Raw genomic sequence first — 22,169 nt, forward strand, 5'->3', positions numbered from 1 at the left:
CACAGCCTGAAGGCCTCACCACCCAGAACGGAGATGGCGCGCCTCGTGCGCGCCATCTTCGTTTGTCTTCATCAGACGCTCACTGCTCTTTCATCACCGGCGTCAAGGTCGAGGCCGCGATCGGCAGCGTCTCGACCTGAGGCGGCGTCTGGAGCGACATGCTCGCGCTGTTCGCGGCTTCGGCTCGCGTACTGCCTACCACGTCCGGCACATCCAGTTGCCGCATCAGATGACCGGCGAGACGCAGCGACAGCGCGGCAATCGTGATGGTCGGGAAATTGGCGCCGACGGTCGGAAACACCGAACTGCCGCCAATGAACAGATTGCTGATCCCGTGCACCTTGCAATCGCGATCGACCACGCCCTCGCGCGGCGAATCGTGCATGCGCGTGGTGCCCATGTGGTGCCACGTGCCTTCCAGCTTCACTGGCCACGTCCGTCCTTCGAGCGGCTCATCGAGCGTGACGTCCGCGACGTTCGCCATCTGCAATTCCTGCGCAAGCAACTGGAACGTCTTGTCGAAAGTGCGCTGCACCTGTTCGCCCAGGCGCCACTCCACCCGCACGCGCGGCATGCCGAAGTGGTCGCGCTTGTCGGCCGACAACGTGACGCGGCTATCCGGATTGGGCTCCGCTTCGACGATGGCCTGCAGCGTCACGTCGGTGATCAGCGCGGGCCATTGCAACAGCCGCGTCAAACCGAAACCGACCGTGTGCAGCGGGTGCGCGATCATGGTCTCGACGTCGCGCTTCAGGCTGCGGCCGGGCTGATCCTTGCCCATCAGCGCTTCCTTGAAACGGATCAACGCCTCGGAACCCGCGCTGCCTTCGCCGTACCATTTCGAGTAGAGCCACACGCGTGAATTGAGCAGCTTCTCGCGTTCCATCCACTCCTGCTTCGGCGCGAACTGCGACGAGATCTTCGTGCCGTGCGCGGAGACCGCCACATTCTGGTAGTGATACTTGATGTCGTACAGCTTGTTGCGCGCGATGCCCGGACGGATGCGCACCTTGCCCGACATCATCCGCGGATGGTCCATGAAGTAGCGGCCAACCAGATCGTTGGCATTGCCGAGCCCGGCGGCCTGCACGTTGTTCGACGCAAGCAGCAGGCGCGCGTTTTCGATGCCGCCCGTGGCCAGCACGAAAATCCTCGCGGTCACCGACATCGCACGGCCGCCGATCGTACCCACCTTCACTTTGGAAATCGTCGTGCCTTGCGCATCGGCGTCGATACTGAGCACGTTCGCATGGAGGAACACGCGCACCCGCGTCGAGCGCGACAGCTCCTCGCGATACACCTTGCCGAAGCGCACCGGCGGGCTGAACTGCGCGACGGTATCGCGCATGTCGCCGGTGGCGAGCGGCAGACGGCGCACGTCCTGACGCCCGATCTCGCGCTCCCAGTAAGCAGGATCGAAATTCTCCGGGCCGAGCTTCAGCAATTCATGCGTGCGCGCATAGTAAGGCGCCAGTTCATCGAGGCCGAACGGCCAGCCGCTGTGTGGAATCCAGTCGCGCTTTTCGAAGTCCCAGGGATCGAGCGGGCGGCACCAGCCGCCCCAGCAATTGCTGCTGCCACCGAAATAGCGGCTACGCGAGCCATCCGCGAACGTGTAGGGAAGCCCGATGTTCTCGCCGCGATAGAGGTCGCGGGTTGCATCGTCAGGACCAAAACCACCGCTTTCGAGCATGCAGGCGTCGATACCCGCCCTCGACATTTCGAGCGCGAGCGTAATTCCCGCGACGCCCCCGCCGATGATGCAGACCGTCGTTTCAATGACCGTGTCTTGTTCAACCGTACGCGTATCGATGAACATCCGCTACTCCCCATCTGCTTCACGCATTTCCTGAGCGCGTCACGGTTCGCCAAGCGGAGCTGGCAACCAAGCCACGCAAACGTCGCGGCCGGAACTTGCATTGGTGCTGCCGCGAACGCCGCTCATCATGCAGCGCGGCAATCCCATTGCGACAGCCGACATTCCGGCAAAACGACCTCGGCCTCCCCAGCATACAAACGCTGTGGTCCTATGTCTGTGGTTCAGGTCACGGAATCGAACCGTTTCCTGATAAAGCGGCAAGGATTTCCGCCGTACACGCCCTCCGCTTCCAGCGAACGATGCACGACCGACAAAGGTGTCACGACCGCCGAACGGCCGATCGTCACGCCCATTTGCACCACGCACTTCGAAGTGATCCAGACGCCGTCCTCGATGAGGATCGGCGCGACGTGCAGATCCATCGTCGTGCTCATGTCGTGAGAGCCTGCAGTGAGGAACGTGCCCTGAGAAATGCATACGTTCGAGCCGATGCGAATCAGCGTCTGGTTGTAGATCCACACGTCGACACCGAACCAGCAGTTGTCGCCCACCTCGAGATTCCACGGCGCCTTCACGCGCACCGGATGCACGAATCGGCAACCTGTACCGATCTTTGCGCCGAACAGACGCAGCAACGCAACGCGCACACCTGAGAACGGCAGCAGTTTGTTGTTGATCACACAGGCTTCCAGCACGAACCAGATAAGCTCGGTCAGCGCGCCGCGCTTCGCCTGATAGTTTCCTTTTCCGGCCTGCGACAGATCGATGACGCGGCCGTCCTTGCGCGCGTCCTCGGCTTGCGGCATGTGCCCGATGTGCGGATCGTCGGCTACGTTACCCATCAGCTTTCTCCGAACCACGAACAGTGGTAAACATACACAGGCATGCCAGGCAAACCTCTTACATTATGTTGCCGCGCCTGGCTAGACTTCGCGCAGTGGCTGTGCGGGCAAGCGTTTTGGCGGCTACACGCGTACTGGTTGGCGCACGATAGCTTTATCCCGACAGCATCGCCTTGGGGAATAAGATGATGACCTCGCTTCGACACACCGCTACCTTGACGTTTCTCGCGATCGCATCGTGCGCGATGCCGGCGTTCGCGCAGAACGCCGCACCCAATCCCGCCGGGGGCGCCCGCCCTCCCGCCGCGACGGCGGCCAACGGCTACGGTCTCAATGCACAACTTCCCGCCGACCGGCGCGCCGCGCATCGCAGCAGCGAGCAGGGCTTTCTCGGCGCCCCGAACCCATACGGCGCCGACGACACGCAAGGCAATACCAACGACGCCCAGCGCGCCGCGCTGCTCGACACGCAACGCATGACGGTGCTCGGCGGTGACCAGGCTGCGCAACCGGCGGTAGGCAAGGGCAAAGGCCAGCGCAAAGCGCCGGCTGCGGCCAACGGCCAGGTGCGTGTAGCCGGTCAGCCAGCACGACCGAATGCGGCTGACGGTCTGACACCCCAGGGCGCCGCGAGAGCGACCTATACCGATCCCTACGCCAGCAAACAGGGTGTCTACCGTTCTCCGTGGTGATATCGCTTGCATGACAGCGCCGCGTATCGGATCAATCCGGCGCGGCTTCCTCCGCGGTAGCCGGCTTTCGCCGGCGCCTCGCCGCAGCACCTGAAGGCCGCGCGCCAAAAGACGGCGTGCCGCCTTTGCCGCGTTTGCCACGTTTGCCGCCCACCTCACGCAACAGCATCGCGAGCCGTTCCTCGAAGGTGCGAATCGTCGACTCCGGCGAGAGCGCGCGCTCCGCATAATTGCGCGCCGCTTTGCCGAGTGCTGTGCGCCGTTCCGCGTCGCCCGCCAGCACCGTGATCGCCGCCGCCAGCGCCTTCACGTTGTCCGGCGGCACGACCACGCCGCGCGGCGCCACGGCTTCGTAGAGCGCCGTGCCGCGACGCGCCATCGCCACGGTCGCGCGTCCGCTCGCGAACATGCCCGTGAGCTTGGACGGCATGACGAGATCCGCCGCGTCGCCGCGTTGCGGCAGCACGTGAATGTCGGCGAGGTTGAGCAGTTCGTTCAGGCGGTCTACCGGTTGCAGCGGCAGGAACACGCAATTCGTCAATCCTGAGCAGCGCTCGAGCAGACTCTCTTTCGCCGCGCCGCTGCCGCAGAATACAAAGGTCAGGTCCGTGCGTGCAGCGAGCGCGACCGCCGCATCCGCGAGCGTTTCGATACCCTGCTTCGCGCCCATGTTGCCGGAGTACAGAATCACTTTCTGTTCGGCAGGAATCCCCAGGAGGCGCCGGAATTCGCTCGGCCGCGCAAGCGGGAAGATGGTCGACACGTCGACCCAATTGGGCAGGCAGACAACCTTTGATGCGTCGACGCCCTTGGTCGTCGCGCGCGCGCTCATCTGCCGGGTGATCGACGACACCGCATCGAAGCGCCGCAGCAATGCGCTTTCCACCCATCGTGCGGTGCGGGCCGCGAGCGAGCTTTTCAGCAATCCCAGATCGAATGCCGCATCGACCTCGTAGTCCTGAATATGCAGCCACGCTCGCGCGCGCGTGATGCGTGAGAACATCAGCGAGCCCGGCGCGCACATCAAGGTCGGTGCGATCAGCATGACTGCATGGGGGCGCCACAACACCTGCCGCACGAGCAGCGGCAGCGAGGTCGCCGCGAAAGTTGCCAGATGCAGCATGCGCTTCAGGCCGCTCGGACGCGCGGGCACCCAGAGCGGCGCGCGCCAGATCGCCACGCCGTCGCGCATCTCGTGCTGATAGCGCCACGACGCGTAGCCCTCCCCGACACGCCACTCCGGGTAGTACGGCGGCGCGCATACCACGCGCACGTCATGTCCGCGGCTCGCGAGCAGCACGGCCATTTCCGCCGTGTACTTGCCCACTCCCGTCAGCTCAGGCGCATAGTTGATGCCGTAAATCAGTATCTTCATCGTGGCTGCCAGAACAAGTTAGGGCGTGGTGCGCGCGACGTGGCTGGGCGGAGCGAGTCAGTCGCTCAACATCAGTGCGCAGCCGCGGGCGATGTTGGCAGCCGCGGAAGGCGGATCGAAACGGCGAATCACATCCATGCACCGGCGCGCGGTGCCGCCGGCGTCGGCGAACGCCTCCATGGCCTTGAGCATGGTGCGCTGCAGGCCGGCGACATCGCCCGCTGTAAACGCATAGCCGCTCACCCCGTCGATCACCAGTTCCGGCACGCAGCCGCAACTTTCGCTGACCACGGCCGGGCAACCATGCGCGAGCGCCTCGTTGACCACCAGTCCCCAAGGCTCGCTGTAACTCGGCAGCACCATGCAGGTGGCGCCGTAATATTCGCGTGTAAGCGGCTCGTCCTGCAGACTGCCGACGAACGTCACCGCGTCGCCGAGTTCGAGCTCGGCCACCTTCGCATGCAACGCGTCGCACATCGGACCGGTGCCGACAATGCGCAACTTCGCCGCCGGAATACGCCGCCGCAATCCGGCGAGCGCTTCGATCAGCGTGCCGATGCCTTTCTCTTCGGACAAACGTCCCACGAACAGAAACACCGGCGGATTACCCGCGCGAGCGGCGACCCGCTCGACCAGCGCACGTTCCGGCGAAAACGAACCCGGCATCGCCGCGGCCTGACACGGCACGAAAATCTTGTCGCGCTTCGCGCCGAGCGACAGCAGATACTCGCGGCTGCGCTCGCCGAAACCGAAATAGCCGTCGCACAGCGCGAAAAACACGCGCTTTGGAATCGACGTCAGCAGTTTTTTGGGCCGGTCGCGCGCGGTCGAATCGCAGAACACCGCACGCCGTTTGCCGGTCACGATGCACGCCGCGAGCATCGCCCAGTATTCCGGGCGGTGATAGCCCGGCAGCACGATCAGATCCGATTTGGTGCGCAAGACTTCCCATGTGAGCCGTGCGATCAGCTTCATGGTCGGCACGTCTTCGTAGCAGCCGTCGAACAGCTTTTGCATCGGATAGCGGTGAAACGAATAATCGACGTCGGAAAAGCCGACGCGGTCGTGCTCCGTATCCGCGATCTGCACCATCGAATAGCGAATTGCTCCGGAAGCCGAAATGTTGTGCAAGGCGGAAAACACGACACCTTTGTGGCGCGACCACACGACGTTGTGGAAGATCGTGACTGACGCTGTCATTTTTATGCCACTCCTCGAAAAATCGTCCTGCGTGCATCGCGCATCCTGCGCATGCACAGCGGCCCAAGCGGTCCTTTACTGCAAAGCCGCGCTGACGGCGCGGCAATCCGCGCGTCTAGGCCTCGATGGCGGCAGCCGGTGTCGAACCGGCGTGTGATTCGACGAAGTCCCGATACGTGGACGCGATTCCGTCCTCCAGACCGATCGTTGCCTGCCAGCCCATTTGCGCGAGGCGCGAGACGTCGAGCAGCTTGCGCGGCGTGCCGTCGGGTTTCGAGGCGTCGAATACGAGCTCGCCTTCAAAACCGACGACCTTGCAGATGCATTCGGCGAGCTCACGGATCGACAGGTCCTCGCCCACTCCGACGTTGAAGAGGCCCTCCGTCACGTTGTGTTCGAGCACGAACAGCGTGGCCGCGGCAAGATCGTCGACGTGCAGGAACTCGCGACGCGGCGTGCCCGATCCCCACACCATCAAGGTAGCGTCGCCGTTCAGCTTCGCTTCGTGCGCCTTGCGCAGCAGCGCCGGCAACACGTGGCTGCTCTTCAGATCGTAGTTGTCGTTCGGGCCGTACAGATTGGTCGGCATCAACGCGACGTACTGCGTGTTGTACTCGCGGTTGTACGCTTCGCACAGTTTGAGGCCGGCGATCTTCGCGATCGCATAGGCGTCGTTGGTCGGCTCCAGCGGCGAGGTCAGCAGATACTCCTCGCGGATCGGCTGCGGACATTGCTTCGGATAGATGCACGACGAACCGAAGAACACCAGCCGCTCGACCTTGGCGCGATACGCGGCATGGATCACATTGGTTTCGATCACCAGGTTTTCGTAGATGAACTCACCGGGCCGCGTCGCGTTCGCGAGAATGCCGCCCACGCGCGCGGCCGCGAGCAGCACCACGTCGATCTTTTCGCTTTCGAAAAAGCGATTCACGGCCGCCTGATCCGTGAGATCGAGCTCCTTGCGCGAGCGGGTGATCACGTTCTGATACCCGTCGGCGGCAAGACGCCTGACCAGCGCGGAGCCGACCATGCCACGGTGGCCCGCGACGAAGATGCGTGCTTGTTTGTTCATCGCAAGTTACTCGTGATGTTCCAGCGCCGTGAATCCGGCCAGCGTGACGAGCGCGTCACGTCGTGCAATCTGATAGTCCGAGCGCACCATTTCCTTGACGAGCGACTCGAACGAGGTGGTCGGCCGCCAGCCGAGCTTCGCATGCGCCTTCGACGGATCGCCGAGCAGCGTCTCGACCTCGGCGGGTCTGAAGTAGCGCGGATCGACGCGCACGATCACGTCGCCCGGCGACATCCTGATCTCGCGCCCTTCCACCTTCTCGACGATGCCGACTTCATCCGCGCCAGTGCCCTCGAAACGCACGGTGACACCCAGCTCAGCGGCGGCGTGCTGCACGAACTGACGCACGCTGTATTGCACGCCGGTGGCGATCACGTAATCCTCCGGCTGCTCCTGCTGAAGCATGCGCCATTGCATTTCCACGTAATCGCGCGCATGGCCCCAGTCGCGCAGGGCCGACAGATTGCCCAGATACAAGGTCTTCTGCATGCCCACCGCGATACGCGCGACCGCACGCGTGATCTTGCGCGTCACGAAGGTCTCGCCGCGCACCGGCGATTCGTGGTTGAACAGAATCCCGTTGCACGCATAGAGACCGTAAGCCTCGCGGTAATTGACCGTGGTCCAGTACGCGAACAGCTTGGCGACGGCATACGGGCTGCGCGGATAGAACGGCGTGGTCTCCGACTGCGGCACCTGTTGCACGAGGCCGTATAGCTCCGAGGTCGAGGCCTGGTAAAAGCGCGTCTTCTCCTGCAAGCCGAGAATCCGGATCGCTTCGAGAATCCGCAAGGCGCCGAGGCCGTCCGCATTGGCCGTGTATTCCGGCTCCTCGAACGACACCGCGACGTGGCTTTGCGCGGCGAGGTTGTAGATCTCGTCCGGCTCGACGCGCTGGATCACGCGCAGAATGCTGGTCGAGTCGGTCAGATCCGCGTGGTGCAGAAAGAGTCGCTGGTCCGGATCGTGGGGATCGCGGTAAAGGTGATCGATCCGGTCTGTGTTGAACAGGGATGACCTGCGTTTGATGCCGTGTACGTCGTAGTCTTTGGCGAGCAGCAACTCCGCCAGATACGACCCGTCCTGTCCAGTGATGCCGGTGATCAGCGCGACCTTACGTTTCATGGAGCCTTCTCCTCGTTAACCTTTGCAATCCCAGTGCCAGAAGCTTTGTCGCGCGGCTGTGCTGCGCGGCCGGCCGTCGGCCGCTGTCTCAACCGGCGATGCTGTCGTAGCCGTAATACCCACCCTGGTAACCCGAGCCGAGGAACGCGCCTTCCTGCGGCACATCGGTCAGCAGCACGCCTCTGAGCCCCACGCCGCCATTGCGCAGCCGCTTGGCCGTCTCCATGACTTCGTTGAGCGGATGGCGGCCATGGCGCACCACCAGCAGCGTCGTGCCTGCGTATTTGCCGATCACCGTGGAGTCGGTCACCGCCAGAACCGGCGGCGTGTCGACGATCACGAGGTCGTAGTGCGACTTCAGTTCTTCGAGCATCGTCTCGAAGCGCTTGCTCATCAGCAGCTCGGCCGGGTGCGAGGGCAGCGTGCCCTTGGCGAGCACGTCGAGACCCGGCAGCACGTCGCGCTGGATCATCGAGCTCAGATCGCCGCCGCTCAGCACGTCGGATAGACCCGGCTGATGCGCGACACCGAAATGCGAGTGCACGTCCCCACGCCGCATATCGCCGTCGATGATCAGCACGCGCTTATTCGCCGACGCCACCAGCGCCGCCAGATTCACCGACAGGAACGACTTGCCTGAATCGGGCCGCGAGCCGGTGATCATCACCACGTTGTTCTCGGCGTGATCGAGCGAGAGCTGCAACGAGGTGCGCAGATTGCGCACGCCTTCCACGGCGATGTCTTCCGGCGCCTGCTGCGCCAGCACATGCAGCCCGCGACGGCGCAGCATGACGTTTTCCTGCAGCTTCAACTGGGTCTGGCTGCGCGGCACCACCGCGAACACCGGCACGCCGAGCATGCCTTCGAGTTCGTCAGGACGTTCCACGCCGCCGTACATGGCGCGCTTGAAGAAGGTCAGCAGAATGCCGAGCACGAGCCCGCCGCCGAGCGCGATCAGGATCGCGAGCACGCGCTTCGGACGCACCGGTTCATCAGGTGCTTCGGCGAAGTCGACGACGCGCACGTTGCCCACCTGTCCCGCCTTCGCCACGCGCAGTTGCTGCGCGCTGTTCAACAGATTGGTGTACAGCTCCGTGTCGACGTGCACGTCTCGCAGCAAACGCAATGCGGTCTGCTCCGTATCCGGCATCACCGCCACGCTGCGGTTCATGTTGGCCGCAGCGCCTTGCAACGCCGCGATCTGCGCGTCGAGCGAGGCCACCGCCGGGTGATTCGCCGTGAAGCGTTGCGACATCTCCGCGCGTTGCTGCTGCAGATCCATCAGCTTGGTCTTGTTATCGACGATCTGTTGCAGCAGCAGGCGGCTTTCTTCGCCCAGGTCGACCGTGCCGTGCGTGTTGCGGAACTTGTTGTAGCGTTGCTCCGCGTCGTCGAGTTCCTTGCGCAAGCCCGGCAGTTGCTGATCGAGGAAGGCCAGCATGTGCTCGGCTTCGGTCGAACGGCTCTCCACATCCTGACGCACGAACTCGCGCGCCATGCTGTTGACGATCGCGGCCGTCAAGCCGGCGTCGCCGCCTTCGAGGCTCGCGCGGATCACGCCGGATTGCAGCGTGGTTTCCTGCACCACCAAAGCCTTTTGCAAACGGTCCACCGTGCTCAGCGTCGAGGCGCGCTGCAATTCGAAACGCGAGCCGGCGGGGCCAACCAGCTTATCGACGCGCAGCGTGATCGGGCCGTCGGCGGTATCCGTTTCCACGGTTTCGCCGACTTTCCCCGACAGAATCGCAATACCGTTCTTGTCCCGCAGCACGTACGACCCGTCATTGCCGGAAATCAGCGTGAAAGTCGCGTCGTACATTTCCTTCGAGGTGTCGAACTGCGACACCGAAATGCTCTCGTCACCCCATGCATAGCCGGACAGGTTGATGAACTGCGGCAATTTGAAGCCCCATTGCCCGTTCACCAACCCCGCAATCATTCCGCCGATAAACGGAAAATAGCGCGGTGTAGCCGTGATATCGAGGTGCAGTTTCTTGACGGTTTCTTCCGTGACGAGCCGCGACTTCAGCAACTCGATCTCGGCCGCCGTCGAAGGCTTGGTGTCGAACATGCCGGTGAGCGGCGGCAAGGAATCCTTGCCGTTCGCATTGGCATTCGCCGTCTTGTCCTCTACGTGAAACAGAACATCCGCGCGGTACGTCGGCGGCGCGAGGAAAGCGTACGCGCACCCCAGCGCGAGCGCGATCAGCGTCACCATCACGATCGTTCGCCAACCTCGCACGATCGTACGCAGATAGTCCGACAAGTGAAGCTCGTCCGGACCGGACACGTCGGTGTAACGGTTTTCAAAGTTGATTGCCATTTTCTTCACCCAACAAAGCCCGGCGGTTCAAGATCACGTTGTACGGTTACTATTTCGCGAGGACGGCGCCCGTTACAGCCGCATTGATCGCCGGCAGCAGCAGGTTCAACACACGGTTGAAGCGGACCAGCCCGCCTTGACCGACATACACCACGTCCTTCGGCTGCAGTTCGAACTGGTTCGCGAGAACCATCGACACCGGCGAGGTCGCGTCGAGGTGGTACACCTCGGGCGTTTCGCTCGTCGAATTGCGGATCACGAACAGTTGCCGGGCCGCGGCCGTGTTCGAGTCGAAGCTGCCGCTGTCGGAGATCGCCTGCGAAAGCGTCAACGAGCCGTTGCGCATCGGCAGGATGGTCGCCGGCTTGTTGACCTCGCCCATCACGTAGACACCGCTGTCCTCGCGCGACGCCACACGCAGCATGTCGCCCGGTTGCAGGTAGATGTCCGACGGATTTTTGCCACGCTTGATCAGATCGTCGATGTTGAGCTGATACGGGACGCCATTGCGGATCAACACCACGCGGCTGCGGTCTGCATTCGGGCTGAGGCCGCCGCTCAAGCTGATCGCGGTCGTCAGCGACATCGGGATGTCGTTGACCGACTGCGCGCCAGGCGTGCGCACTTCGCCGTCCACATAGACCTGCTGCGCGCGGAACGAGGCCACCCGCACCGTCACTTCCGGCTTCTGGTACACCTTGCTCAGACGCTTGGCCAGGTCCTTCTGGATCGAGGCGACGTCCCTGCCGGCCACATGCACCGTGCCCGCGTACGGAAACTGCACATCGCCGTTCTCGTCGATCAGGAAGCCAGGTGCCGCATCCGTCGCCTTCGTGTTCTGTTGCGGCTGACCGAGCGCGGCAGCGAGTTCCGGGTGATCCCATACGACGATCTGCAGCACATCGCCGGGGCCGACCTTGTAAGCGCTCGGCTTGCCGAACAGTGCGACCGTCGCCGGCGGCAGCGTCGCAGTCGTCTGCGCCTGGTTCATCTTGCGCAGCAGCGCGAGATTGATATCCGTAATCGGAATCTGTTGTTGCGTTGCCGGTTCAGTACTGTAATCACCACCCGTGTCCTGAAGTGCGGCAGGCGTGACCATCCGCTGGCCCGGTGCGATGCCGCATCCGGAAAGCAGCGTTGCAGCAGCGAAAACCAGGAGACTTCCCGTGCGTAAACCAAGCGAGCTCATGATGTTCCTCCTTGTGCCACGGCGTTTTTCCTCAAAGGAGGAAGCGCGCGGCGTTTTGTTAACAACTAATAAGCGTTTCGATGCACCAGTCCGGCGACTATCGTCGCGCCGATAATCCGCATGTCGAGTGCGAACGACCAATGCCCCAGGTAATACAGGTCATGTTCGACACGACGTTCCATCTTTTCGATGCGGTCGGTTTCGCCACGAAAACCGTTGATCTGTGCCCACCCCGTGATCCCCGGTTTTATGCGGTAGCGATTGATATAGCCCGCGACCACTTTCTGATAGAGGTCGTCGTGCTCGAGTGCATGGGGACGCGGTCCTACGACCGACATGTCGCCACGCAACACGTTGTAGAATTGCGGCAGTTCGTCGAGGCTCGTGCGGCGCAGGAAGGCGCCCACTTTGGTCACGCGCGGATCGTTGCGCGTGGCTTGCCTGACGGTGCCTTTTGGCTCGATATGCACACGCATCGAGCGAAACTTGTAGATCGTGAATACGTGACCGTCGGCGCCTTTGCGTTTCTGCTTGAACAGAACCGGGCCACGCGACGACAGCTTCACCGCGATCGCAATGGCGAGCATGACCGGTGCAAGAGCGATCAGCGCGGTCAGCGCAAACAGGCGGTCGAAAATTTCCTTCTTCAGCATCGAACTGGCGGACAGCGGCGAGGCCACGAGATTGATCGCCGGCACGCCGAGCAGATCGATCACCCCGCTGCCCTCGAACAGCGCGAGGCTGCGCACGTCCGGCATGAAGCGGATGTTCACCAGATCGTCGCGGAATTCGCCGACCAACGAACAGATCAGCGGTTCTTCCGAGAGCGACAGCATCAGCCACAGTTCGTGCACGTCGTTGGTCCGCATGTAGCCGGCCAATGCATCGACGGTATCGAACACCGGCACGCCCGGGCTCGCGACCGGCGACACGTCCGGACGCGCGTTGTACACGGCCGTGGCGCGAAAACCGGTGGTCGGCGCGGCGTTGATCCGGCGAATGATCGCGTCGCACTGCGAGCCACTGCCGACAATGGCGACCTGATGCAGATTCATCCCGGCGCTGCGTGCGCTCGCCAACACGGCATGCGTCATCAGCCGGTACGCGATCAGCAGGCCGCCGGTCACCGCCGTCCAGTACGAAAACCACAGCCGCGACACGAAGTCGATACGATGCAGCGAATACATCAGCACGAGCGCGCTGCCCTGCACCATCAGCCACGCGAGCGACACCTGGCCGGCCAGCACCAGCTTGGAGCGGCCGCGCCATGATTCGTAGACGCCGAACGCCGGAAAGATGGCCAGCGCGAAGGCCGCGGAAAACATCACGAGTGCCCAATAGAACCCGGATTGAGCGAGGTAGTCAAAGCGGATCTGCGACGCCACCGCCGCTCCCGCCAACACCAATGCAACATCGAAAACTCGCGCGAGCAAATCCTGAAACTTGCGCATTCTGGTCACCTCGTTCTTGCCGTTCTTGTCCGCAGTTGAGTCCGGCGTGCTGTTTAGGAGCAGCGGCCGTAGTTGTCGTTAAACCTCACAATGTCGTCTTCACCGAGATAGGTGCCTGACTGGATTTCAATGATTTCGAGCGGCACCTTGCCCGGGTTTTCGAGCCGGTGCTTGATGCCGAGCGGAATGTAAGTTGATTCGTTTTCACTCAACAAAAACTGCTCTTCGCCGCGTGTGACGAGCGCCGTGCCGCGCACGACGACCCAGTGTTCCGCGCGGTGGTGATGCAATTGCAATGACAGTTGCGCGCCCGGCGTCACGACGATGCGCTTGACCTGGAAACGCTCGCCATGGTCGATCGAATCGTAGAAACCCCACGGACGGCGCACCTTCCGATGCGCGTCGGCCTCCGGCGCGTGCTGCGCCTTGATGCGCGACACCAGACCCTTCACGTCCTGCACGTGCGAGCGGTCGACCACCAGCACCGCGTCGGCCGTTTCGACCACCACTACGTTGGTGGTGCCGACGCAGGCCACCAGCCGCCCTTCCGAATGCGCGTAGCTCGATACCGCGCCTTCGAACGTCACCCGGCCGCGTCCTGCGTTACCATTGGCGTCCTTCTCCATCGCGGCCCAGACGGCGTCCCAGGAACCCAGGTCCGACCAGCCGGCATCCAGACCGACCACCACGCCGGCGGGTGTCGCCGGTGCGCTCGCGGCCGCGCCATCCGTCGTTTCGGCTTCGGCCGTCTCCGTCAGGCGCTCCATCACCGCGTAGTCGATCGAATTCGCGGGTGTACTGAGGAACGCGTCGAGCAACGGCCGGAAATACGCGCCGTCGACACGGCCGCCGGTGAATGCACGTTCGCAGGCCGAGTGCATTTCCGGCTGCAGACGCTTCAACGTATCGAGCCACACGCTGGCGCGGACGATGAAGATGCCGCTGTTCCACCAATACATGCCTGCCGCAACGTACTTAGCCGCGAGTTCTTCCGCGGGCTTTTCGACGAAACCGTCGATCGCATGGCCGCCGCCCGCCAGCTCGGCGCCGATGCGGATATAACCGAAGCCCGTGTCGGGGCGCGTGGGCGGCACGCCCAGCGTCGCGATCGAACCCTGCTCCGCATAGCGCGCGGCGAGTTCCAGCGCGGCCTGCAAGGCGGGCACATCGGCGATCGAATGATCCGCGGGCATGACCACGAGAATCGCGTCGCTACCATCCGCGCACGCCAGCGATGCCGCCAGCGTCAGCGCGGGCGCCGTATCGCGTCGCGCCGGCTCGACAATAAGACGAGCGTCGACGCCATTTTCATGAAGTTGTTCTGCGATTACGAAGCGATGTTCTTCGCCACATACGATGATCGGCGACGCATCCACGCTCCAGCCGGCCGGAAAGCCTTCCATGCGCCGCGCGGTGGCTTGCAGCAGCGAGTCGGAACCGACTACGTCGATCAGTTGCTTCGGATAGTTTTCCCGCGACACCGGCCACAGGCGCGTGCCCGAACCGCCCGCCAGAATCACCGGAACGATGCGCGCGCAACGCGCGTCTGCCGTCGCGCCATCCGCACCAGTCGGGGCGACCGACGCGGCGCCTACAGCTCCCTGATTCAACATATTCGCATTCCTTATAATTCCCAAAGATCGACGGAAGTACGGACCGGATGCCGTGTTGCCACGGCCACCCGGCAGGCCCCGTCGCGCTATTCGCCGACTAGTCGGCGACTTTGAATCCGAAATTCGGTGGGCGAAATTCTCATCCGTTTGCGAAACACTTTGGCGAGGCGGTCACCGTTACCCATGCCGGTGCGCCGGGCAATCTTGTCGACCGGCAATTCCGATTCGGTCAACAGGCTGCAGGTCACTGCAAGGCGCTCGTGCAACAGAAAACTCGAGGGCGTAATGCCCATTTCCATCTTGAAGCGGCGCAGAAAGTTGCGCTCGCTCATCGCGGCGAACTGCGCCGCGTCGGCGATCGAAATCGCCTGCTGGCAATTCTCTTGCAGCCAGCGGGCTGCCGCGCGCACCTTGTCGCCGGGACTCAGGCCGCCGTCTTCGCCGAGCAGCGGCGCGAGATTCGAGCACGAGTCCGCCAGCAGGCGCTCGGCAACCGTACGCGCCGTCGCGCCGCCGAGATCGCGCTTGATCATGGCGAGCGCGCTTCGCATCGATTCGAGGCGATCGCCTGCATCGGCCGTCTGCTCCGGCTGGCGCGCCGGTACCGACTGCGTCTGCGCATCGCTAGCTTCCTTGCTGTCGGGTACATACGCTGCATCCAGCAGCGCGCGGCCTTCCGCGATCGGCCGGATCATGCCGGTGTTGCGGCGCACACGGCGCAGCCACGCGATCAGCCGTTCGTCGCCAGCGGCGGCGAATGCGCCTTTGCCGCCCGCGACATACAACGCATCGAAACCGCCGTAATGCCGCGCGTCGAGTCCGTCTGTCCAGACCCGCAGCGCGGACGACGAAGTCACCATGCCGCCATCGGCCGACAGGAAGGACACGTCGTATAACCAGCCGCCCGAGCCAGACGAAGCCATTTCGTTCGCTGCCTGGAACACCTCGGCAACGACCCCGGCTCCCTGCAGCGAGCAGTCGTTGAACATCAGTATCGCGATGCGACGCATACCCTTATTCGGAGCGTGCACCCAGCGCAGCATTGCGGACTCGAGACTCGCGCAGGTCATAGTCATCCTCTCACCAGAAAACGGATCTACCTTTCACCTTGGACGGGCCACAGAGAGGCCAGCCTCTGTGCAGCGCATCATAGTCACCGCCCCTCAAGCATTTAGCCGCCATGACCGAAAGCGCAGACATGTTGGCGTATGGACAGGGTGACCAACCAGGGATTTTCGGAACAACCCCGCTACCGCCGTCTTTTCAACGAATTAATTGCCGATTCCACATAGGAATGAATTGGCATTCTGCGAATGTTAATGCAAATAAAAGGCCGATTTCGTACGCCACCGCACACACCACGACTACTCGAAAACGGCGCAGTTACAATTTGATCCATCCATCGTCGCACCGATTTGAAGTGACATTTTCCCGTCAGGACGTCAGAATGAGCGCAACCCGCTTCGCTATTCCGGCGGCCGCCGCGCCCCATGCCTACTTGGGTTTCTTCTGACGATAGTCCGTGGGGATGGCAATAAGTAAAACGAACATCCAATATAAGCACTTGAGAGTGCGACAAAATTATTTAATTGGTTGTTATTGGATCTCACGGATATAAACGTGACGATTAATGTTTCAAACGTGAAACACGGGAATAAGACAACTTTAGGCCGCACGGCAATAGACGGACCAGTGGCGGAATGTGTCGAGTGGCAACCGGGCCATTTCCGCCAGCGGTTTGCGGAAATACACTATGCGGTTTCCGCAACACATTGCTTCGAGAGGTGCGGCGAGGCGGCTCTGACCTGGTGAACTAGTAGTTGGGCGACGCGTCTGTTCCTTTTGGAAGGACAGCGAACGGCACGGGAACACATGTCGAATGTACGCGAACAACGCGCGGCGCGAAAGCGCATCGGCGCCTTTTCCGGTGGTAGTCGAAGACTGGGGATGGGCATCGTCGCCTCGGCGGCGGCCGCCGTCCTGCTCGGCCGCGCGGCCGGCCGATGCGTGGCGGCCGACGCTGCGCCGCAGGCGAATGGTGTGAGCAATGGCGAGTTCACCGCAGACGGCAGAAAGTGGACACCGTGTGCGGCGGAATACGGTACCTGCCGTTTCAACGGCGCGCGCGACGTGCTGTATGGCACGGCGCAACAGCACGTCGTCAAAACGTTCTCGAATAGCGCCGAGTGCAATAACGGCGTATTCGGCGATCCGGCGCCCGGCGTGGAGAAACGTTGCGCGATGGCGCCAGCGGCGGCGAGCAATGCAGCCGCGCCAGTCGCGAAGCAGGACGCAGCGCCGAATGCTGCGATGCAATCCACCACGCCCACCGACCTGAAGGCGCCACCCGGACAAGGGCTGCGTTGCTCGGCGCCTTCGTTGCAAGTCCCCACAGTGGCGAACGGCGATCTGCTCGAAGTCGACACGCCCAGCGACGGCACGCGTCTGTTCGCCGTGAACAAACCGTTCGCGCTGGTTTTCGCCACGCGCCCAACGCAAGGCGACACGCTCAACTGGCAGATACGCGACACGTGGAATGCCGTGCGCGCCAGCGGACGCTTTCCCGTTGCGGCTGGTGCGACGCTGTCCACGTTGAGCTGCGCATCGAACGTGGCGGGTTACTTCGCAGTGTCCGCATCGCTGGAACGCGCACATGGCCAGCTCGAATCGCGCGGCACCCGTCCCGCGGGCATCGCGACGTTCGGCGTGCTGCCGGATCCGTCCGCTGCGTTACCCGTCGTCCGTTTTCCGTATGAAGAGCTGCACCGGTTCGGCGGACAGGGCGCCGCTTATCTTGCGCCGGGCCAGCATTGCTGCGACGGCGACGGCTATCGGCCGGTCTATACCGCGCTCGGCCTCACATGGGTCAACGACAATCGCAACTGGTATATGGAGGAGCCGAAAAAAGCGGGCACGTTCGACCCCGCGAGCAAACAGCTCACGGCCTTCTTCAGGCGCGGCGACCTGATGCGGTTGATCCAGCTCGACGGCATTCCGCAATGGGCGAGTCCGACGAACAAGGAGACCCACAGCTATGCGCCGACATCGCTCGCGCAGATGAAGGACTACATGGCCAAGGTGGGCGGCGAATCGAATCGCGTTCGCATGACTTACTTTCCCAAACAGCGCGACAACTACTATCAGGTGACGTGGGAACCGGACGCCGACGGCGGTCTGCCGTGGCGCGACACCGACGCGAATTTCATCGCAATGTACAAGGCGGTCTGGGAGGGCATCCATCAGACGGATCCGCATGCGGTGGTGATGGGTCTGACCTATTCGTCGGTGCAGGGCAACGTCACGTGGATGCGCAAGCTCGGTCCGCTCGGCATTGGCCGCTATATGGATGGCATGGCGATTCACGGTTACTACGACATCGGCACGACGCCCTCGCATCCGCCCGAGCGCGTCGCGGACACCGGCAATCAGGGCACGGTGCCGGGCGCGTTGCCCGCTGCGATGCGGGCGCTGCGCCACGAAATGCGTCTGTACCTGAAGCCCGGCGCGCCGCTCTTCGTGACCGAAACCGGCATCAGCTACGACATCGGGCAATCGTATGGCAAGAACTATCCTGGCGCGAACGTGCTGTATGCACAGGCCGCCGTGACAGCGCGCACGCATCTGATCCTGCTCGGCGAAGGCGCGGACATGACCTATGTGTTCTATCTGGCAGATATGCCGGACGCCGCGCCGGGCTACGGGATTTTCTTCGAGCTCGATCATCCGACGGGCGCGTACGGCCCGACGCGCATCAGCCCGAAACCCGCGGCGCTCGCGGTGGCGGCGATGACGCGCATCATCGACGGCACCGACACGCTCGGCCCGCTCAAGGATCTGCCCAAAGGGGTCTACGCCTACGCCTTTCGCCGGCTCGGCGGCGGCAAGATCGTGACCGCGTTATGGACGCATGACAACGACAGGTGGAACGCCAAAAGCGGCTTCGACGCGAGCCGCAGCGTGGACTATCGTCTGCGGGTCGACGCGCCCGGCACGACGGGCGAAGTGACGGCGTTCGACATGATGGGCAACGCGACGAGCTTGCCGTACCGCGACGGAATGGCTAGCCTGAAACTCTCTCCCGCGCCGGTTTATGTGGTCTCCGGCAACGCCGACGTCTTCAAGGGCGCGGTCACCACGCCCGAGGGTTACACGGCGCATTAGCGGCGCGATGTGACGATACTTCGGCGTGATGTGACAGGCTATGCGGCTCTTGCCGCACATAGCATGCAGGCGGGGGCACGTTAGCATGCCTATCGACACGCTGGAGCCGAAACATGAACGGCCTTGCATGGATGATGCTGATACTGGCCGCGATGATCGGCGCGTTTCTCTTTGCGACGGTCGGCGCGATCGTGCTCGCGCTTTTTCTCGCGAGCGTCTCGAGCCGGCTCACGCGGCACGATGATCACCATCGCGACTACTAGCTGGCCAGGCGCCCAACCAAAGCGAGAACCGGGGAAGATGACATGTTGCTGACCGAGATCGATTTCCTGGACGTGGTCCGCCTCACGCCTCTGGTCGCGTTCGATCTGATCGTCAGCGATGCTCAAGGGCGCGTGTTGATCGGCCGACGCCGCAACCGCCCTGCCCGTGGCACATGGTTCGTTCCCGGTGGCCGCATCCATAAAGACGAAACACTCGACGCCGCGTTTGCGCGCATCGCCGACGCCGAGCTGGGCATCGCGCTACTGGCGCGCTCGACGGCACGTTTCGAAGGCGTGTTCGAACATCACTACAGCGACAACTTCGCGGGCGAGCCGGACGTGTCGACACATTACATCGTGCTCGCCTATTCGCTGACCCTCACGGGCACCGCTTCGCTCGGACGGCCCGAGCAGCACAGCGAATATGTGTGGCTTGCGCCTTCGGAACTGCTCGCGCGCGCGGACGTCCACGACAACACCAAAGCCTACTTCCTCTAACGCAGCCGCAAGCCGTCGCACGAGCCCGAACCGGCGCCGAGTCGCGATTTGCCGCTGACTGTGAGTTCGGCAACGTGCCGGCCACGGCCGCTACAGTATGATGCGAGCTCACCGTCAGAGCTCGAATCACTATGCGATTACCGGCAATCAGGCTCGTTCGCGATTCTTTCACTGCTTTTCTTGCGGTTTTCTTCTTCACCTTCCTGCCGGGCGCGGCGCGCGCGGCCGATTGCGGCGCCGGCACGCTGGTCACGGTGGTCGCGCACCTCGACGACGATCTGCTCTTCGTCGACCCCGCCATCAGCGAGCGTCTCGACGCGGGCTGGTGTATCACCACGGTGCATCTGATCGGCGGCGCCAACGGTGCGGACTTCGCTTACGTTCAAACGCGCGAGCGGGCCTCGCGGCTCGCTTATGCGCGCATGGCGGGCGTGCCTGACGAGTGGCTCGAGTCCAACGTGACGATTGCCGGCAAGCTCGTGCATCAGATGGTGCTGAAGGCCCGGCCGCAAGTGCGCCTGCTCGAATTGCGCCTGCCCGGCGGCGCCGTGCGCGGCGGCCGCGTGCCGCTCGGCCTGCTGTGGGATCAACACGCCACGATCTCTACCTATCCGATGAACGCGGACGGCTCCGTGCGCGTGAAATATGATCGCGATGCCTTGTCGGCCACGTTGAAAGTGATACTCGCGCAGGCGACGCTGATCTACACGCTCAATCCGGACACCGTGCCGTTCATCGAGCATCCCGATCACATCTATTCCGCGCGCATTACCCGCCACGTCGCCCAGACGCTCGGCAAGGGCGTGCCGATCGTCTACCACGTCACCTATCCGACCGGCGGCTGGCCCGGCAATCTTCCCGCCGCTGAAGTGCAGCGCAAACGTGACATCGTCGCCAGCTATTTTTCGATCGACGGCAGCGAGTCGTCGCATGTATTCGGCGAGTTTCAATGGGACGGTAACTGGATTTCGCGCCGCTATGCGTTTGCCGATCGCACCGATCGCCGCGTGCCCGATTTTGTGTCTCATCCGATTCAGCTCTTCAATGCAGCGGCGAGCCGCTGCCTGACCTCCGCGGGTCCGGGCCGCGCGCCGACACTCGCTGCGTGCACGGACTCGTCCACGCAGCAATGGCGATGGGATCCGCTGACCGTGTATCCCGGCAATACGCGCAACGCCGCGCTCGTGAGCGTCGCGACTTCGCAATGCATCGCCGAGCGCGACGGCTACCTGGTCGCCGAAACCTGCGATCAATGGGACGTGGCGCAGCGCTGGACGCCCTGGGATTTCGGCCTCGTCTATACGCCGATGCGGCATTGCCTCGGCGAAAACGACGGCAAGCTGACCATGCGCGGCTGCACCGCGCTCACCACCCGCTACCGCTGGGCCACCACGCAACGCACCCAGGCGAACGACCTGAGGCTCGCCACGGGGATGCTCGGTGACATCGCCGGGTCGGGCGAGCAGTCCGCAGTGTATGTCCAGCGGCAACACGACGGTCCGGGATTCAACGTGTATGCGGCGTCGCTCGCGAAAGCGTTGCCGCCCGCGCTATGGTACGCGGGCACCGTCCCGTTCGATCCTCAGGCTACCGCACCGAGTTGCGCAGGCGACAAACTGTGCTTCGACAGCGTGCGCTTCCTGCTCGGCGATTTCGACGGCGACGGCAAGGCGGATCTGATGATCGTCGCCGCGCGCCAGGGTGGGACCGCATTCTGGTTGCTTCGCAGTGCTGGCGACCGATTCGAGGCACCGCGCCTCTGGCTGCAGACCAGCAATGCGTTCAAGCCGGAACTGACGCAGCAATATGTGGCGGCGGACTTCACAGGAACAGGACGGGCCAGCGTGCTGATCGCGCAGAAGCGATCCGACAGCGGGCTCGATCTGTGGATGGCGTCTTCGCAAGGATCGGGCGTCTCAACGGGAGCGGCGCCAGCGCTCTGGGCGCAGGCCAAAAACCTGCCGCAGAACGTCAATCTGCTGGCACGCGAAACGGCGGGCCCGCGCGCCTCGCTGGTCGCGTTGGACGGCGCCAACGGACGTCTCGCGCTCACGCCGATCGCCAACGAGGGTACGCGCATGAGCGTCGGCGAGCGCAATGTCTTGCCGGCAAGTTTCGCCCCCAGCTTCGTGAAAGTGACGATGGGCGCCGTGCATAACCGCGACAACAACACACTGATTCTGCTGACGCCGCATCTGGACGAGTCGAGCGAAGAAGCCATGATCGACGTCGCCACCCTCGACCTGAGCGGCGCGGCGAGCGCGCCGGCCCAGACGGCGATATTGCACGGCATGTCGTGGTCGGATGTCTTTCCGGGATTCGTGCGCGACAAACAGGGGGCCGCACTCGTGCTGTTTCGACGGACCGACGTGACCCTCGCCGACTTCTATTTCACCGGCGGCGCTCCCGCGCTCACGCGCTATCCGTCCGGAAACGGCCTGACACTGGGCGAAGCTCAGGAACTCGGCAAACTGCCGGGGCTTTTCTCGGAGACAGTGCGAATCGACCGGCTCGCGCAGTAACGCGGGCCGGCCGGTCCGATG

General features: G+C 63.3%; 16 protein-coding genes. 5 read left to right on the plus strand and 11 right to left on the minus strand.

The window, feature by feature from the left end:
* Window positions 1-79: 79 nt before the first annotated feature.
* Both PQR32_RS09740 and PQR32_RS09745 read right to left on the minus strand, forming a co-directional pair.
* Entirely contained in the window at window positions 80-1,819 is a 1,740-nt protein-coding gene (locus tag PQR32_RS09740) for an FAD-dependent oxidoreductase (protein WP_408225039.1), read from the minus strand.
* Between the two features lie 221 nt (window positions 1,820-2,040).
* Window positions 2,041-2,661: a DapH/DapD/GlmU-related protein gene (locus tag PQR32_RS09745; RefSeq protein WP_408225042.1), complete on the minus strand. Its 621-nt coding sequence runs from the start codon at window positions 2,659-2,661 to the stop codon at window positions 2,041-2,043.
* Window positions 2,662-2,846: 185 nt separating this feature from the next.
* Between PQR32_RS09745 and PQR32_RS09750 the strand changes: the two genes are divergently transcribed.
* Window positions 2,847-3,353, plus strand: a complete 507-nt coding sequence (locus tag PQR32_RS09750; protein WP_408225045.1) for a hypothetical protein — start codon at window positions 2,847-2,849, stop codon at window positions 3,351-3,353.
* Between the two features lie 31 nt (window positions 3,354-3,384).
* On the opposite strand, the gene PQR32_RS09755 is transcribed toward PQR32_RS09750, so the two are convergent.
* From PQR32_RS09755 to PQR32_RS09795, 9 genes are all read right to left on the minus strand, one after another.
* Complete coding sequence (locus PQR32_RS09755) at window positions 3,385-4,728, minus strand: glycosyltransferase WbuB (protein ID WP_408225048.1); 1,344 nt, start codon at window positions 4,726-4,728, stop codon at window positions 3,385-3,387.
* 57 nt (window positions 4,729-4,785) lie between these two features.
* Window positions 4,786-5,928, minus strand: a complete 1,143-nt coding sequence (locus tag PQR32_RS09760; protein WP_408225051.1) for a glycosyltransferase family 4 protein — start codon at window positions 5,926-5,928, stop codon at window positions 4,786-4,788.
* A gap of 115 nt (window positions 5,929-6,043) precedes the next feature.
* Window positions 6,044-7,003 carry a GDP-L-fucose synthase gene (gene fcl / locus PQR32_RS09765; protein ID WP_408225054.1) on the minus strand — a complete coding sequence of 320 codons (960 nt, stop codon included), beginning with the start codon at window positions 7,001-7,003 and terminating at the stop codon, window positions 6,044-6,046.
* Between the two features lie 6 nt (window positions 7,004-7,009).
* Window positions 7,010-8,128 (minus strand): GDP-mannose 4,6-dehydratase, encoded by a 1,119-nt coding sequence (gene gmd, locus PQR32_RS09770; protein ID WP_408225057.1) that lies wholly within the window; start codon window positions 8,126-8,128, stop codon window positions 7,010-7,012.
* An 88-nt stretch (window positions 8,129-8,216) separates the two neighbouring features.
* Window positions 8,217-10,451, minus strand: a complete 2,235-nt coding sequence (locus tag PQR32_RS09775) for a polysaccharide biosynthesis tyrosine autokinase (protein WP_408225060.1) — start codon at window positions 10,449-10,451, stop codon at window positions 8,217-8,219.
* A 49-nt stretch (window positions 10,452-10,500) separates the two neighbouring features.
* Window positions 10,501-11,640 (minus strand): polysaccharide biosynthesis/export family protein, encoded by a 1,140-nt coding sequence (locus tag PQR32_RS09780; protein WP_408225063.1) that lies wholly within the window; start codon window positions 11,638-11,640, stop codon window positions 10,501-10,503.
* Window positions 11,641-11,705: 65 nt separating this feature from the next.
* Window positions 11,706-13,091, minus strand: coding sequence for an undecaprenyl-phosphate glucose phosphotransferase (locus PQR32_RS09785; protein ID WP_408225066.1), 1,386 nt, complete (start codon window positions 13,089-13,091; stop codon window positions 11,706-11,708).
* 53 nt (window positions 13,092-13,144) lie between these two features.
* On the minus strand, window positions 13,145-14,704 hold the full coding sequence (locus PQR32_RS09790) for a mannose-1-phosphate guanylyltransferase/mannose-6-phosphate isomerase (RefSeq protein ID WP_408225069.1): 1,560 nt from the start codon (window positions 14,702-14,704) through the stop codon (window positions 13,145-13,147).
* Window positions 14,705-14,790: 86 nt separating this feature from the next.
* Entirely contained in the window at window positions 14,791-15,774 is a 984-nt protein-coding gene (locus PQR32_RS09795) for a helix-turn-helix domain-containing protein (RefSeq protein WP_408225180.1), read from the minus strand.
* Window positions 15,775-16,576: 802 nt separating this feature from the next.
* Between PQR32_RS09795 and PQR32_RS09800 the strand changes: the two genes are divergently transcribed.
* The 4 genes from PQR32_RS09800 (at window position 16,577) to PQR32_RS09815 (ending at window position 22,148) form a co-directional block, all read left to right on the plus strand.
* Window positions 16,577-18,865 carry a hypothetical protein gene (locus PQR32_RS09800; RefSeq protein ID WP_408225072.1) on the plus strand — a complete coding sequence of 763 codons (2,289 nt, stop codon included), beginning with the start codon at window positions 16,577-16,579 and terminating at the stop codon, window positions 18,863-18,865.
* Window positions 18,866-18,978: 113 nt separating this feature from the next.
* The gene (locus PQR32_RS09805; protein WP_408225075.1) at window positions 18,979-19,128 is read left to right on the plus strand and encodes a hypothetical protein; all 150 of its coding nucleotides are present in this window, start codon (window positions 18,979-18,981) and stop codon (window positions 19,126-19,128) included.
* 45 nt (window positions 19,129-19,173) lie between these two features.
* On the plus strand, window positions 19,174-19,626 hold the full coding sequence (locus PQR32_RS09810; protein WP_408225183.1) for a GDP-mannose mannosyl hydrolase: 453 nt from the start codon (window positions 19,174-19,176) through the stop codon (window positions 19,624-19,626).
* A gap of 131 nt (window positions 19,627-19,757) precedes the next feature.
* The gene (locus PQR32_RS09815; RefSeq protein ID WP_408225078.1) at window positions 19,758-22,148 is read left to right on the plus strand and encodes a PIG-L family deacetylase; all 2,391 of its coding nucleotides are present in this window, start codon (window positions 19,758-19,760) and stop codon (window positions 22,146-22,148) included.
* Window positions 22,149-22,169: the final 21 nt, after the last annotated feature.

It is taken from the genome of Paraburkholderia dipogonis, assembly GCF_046027395.1.
In the GTDB taxonomy this organism is placed as follows: Bacteria; Pseudomonadota; Gammaproteobacteria; order Burkholderiales; family Burkholderiaceae; genus Paraburkholderia; species Paraburkholderia dipogonis_A.

Coding starts and splice junctions, on each gene's coding strand:
- PQR32_RS09740 (WP_408225039.1), bottom strand. CDS start 1,819: ATGTTCATCGATACGCGTACGGTTGAACAAGACACGGTCATTGAAACG.
- PQR32_RS09745 (WP_408225042.1), bottom strand. CDS start 2,661: ATGGGTAACGTAGCCGACGATCCGCACATCGGGCACATGCCGCAAGCC.
- PQR32_RS09750 (WP_408225045.1), top strand. CDS start 2,847: ATGATGACCTCGCTTCGACACACCGCTACCTTGACGTTTCTCGCGATC.
- PQR32_RS09755 (WP_408225048.1), bottom strand. CDS start 4,728: ATGAAGATACTGATTTACGGCATCAACTATGCGCCTGAGCTGACGGGA.
- PQR32_RS09760 (WP_408225051.1), bottom strand. CDS start 5,928: ATGACAGCGTCAGTCACGATCTTCCACAACGTCGTGTGGTCGCGCCAC.
- fcl (WP_408225054.1), bottom strand. CDS start 7,003: ATGAACAAACAAGCACGCATCTTCGTCGCGGGCCACCGTGGCATGGTC.
- gmd (WP_408225057.1), bottom strand. CDS start 8,128: ATGAAACGTAAGGTCGCGCTGATCACCGGCATCACTGGACAGGACGGG.
- PQR32_RS09775 (WP_408225060.1), bottom strand. CDS start 10,451: ATGGCAATCAACTTTGAAAACCGTTACACCGACGTGTCCGGTCCGGAC.
- PQR32_RS09780 (WP_408225063.1), bottom strand. CDS start 11,640: ATGAGCTCGCTTGGTTTACGCACGGGAAGTCTCCTGGTTTTCGCTGCT.
- PQR32_RS09785 (WP_408225066.1), bottom strand. CDS start 13,091: ATGCGCAAGTTTCAGGATTTGCTCGCGCGAGTTTTCGATGTTGCATTG.
- PQR32_RS09790 (WP_408225069.1), bottom strand. CDS start 14,704: ATGTTGAATCAGGGAGCTGTAGGCGCCGCGTCGGTCGCCCCGACTGGT.
- PQR32_RS09795 (WP_408225180.1), bottom strand. CDS start 15,774: ATGACCTGCGCGAGTCTCGAGTCCGCAATGCTGCGCTGGGTGCACGCT.
- PQR32_RS09800 (WP_408225072.1), top strand. CDS start 16,577: ATGTCGAATGTACGCGAACAACGCGCGGCGCGAAAGCGCATCGGCGCC.
- PQR32_RS09805 (WP_408225075.1), top strand. CDS start 18,979: ATGAACGGCCTTGCATGGATGATGCTGATACTGGCCGCGATGATCGGC.
- PQR32_RS09815 (WP_408225078.1), top strand. CDS start 19,758: ATGCGATTACCGGCAATCAGGCTCGTTCGCGATTCTTTCACTGCTTTT.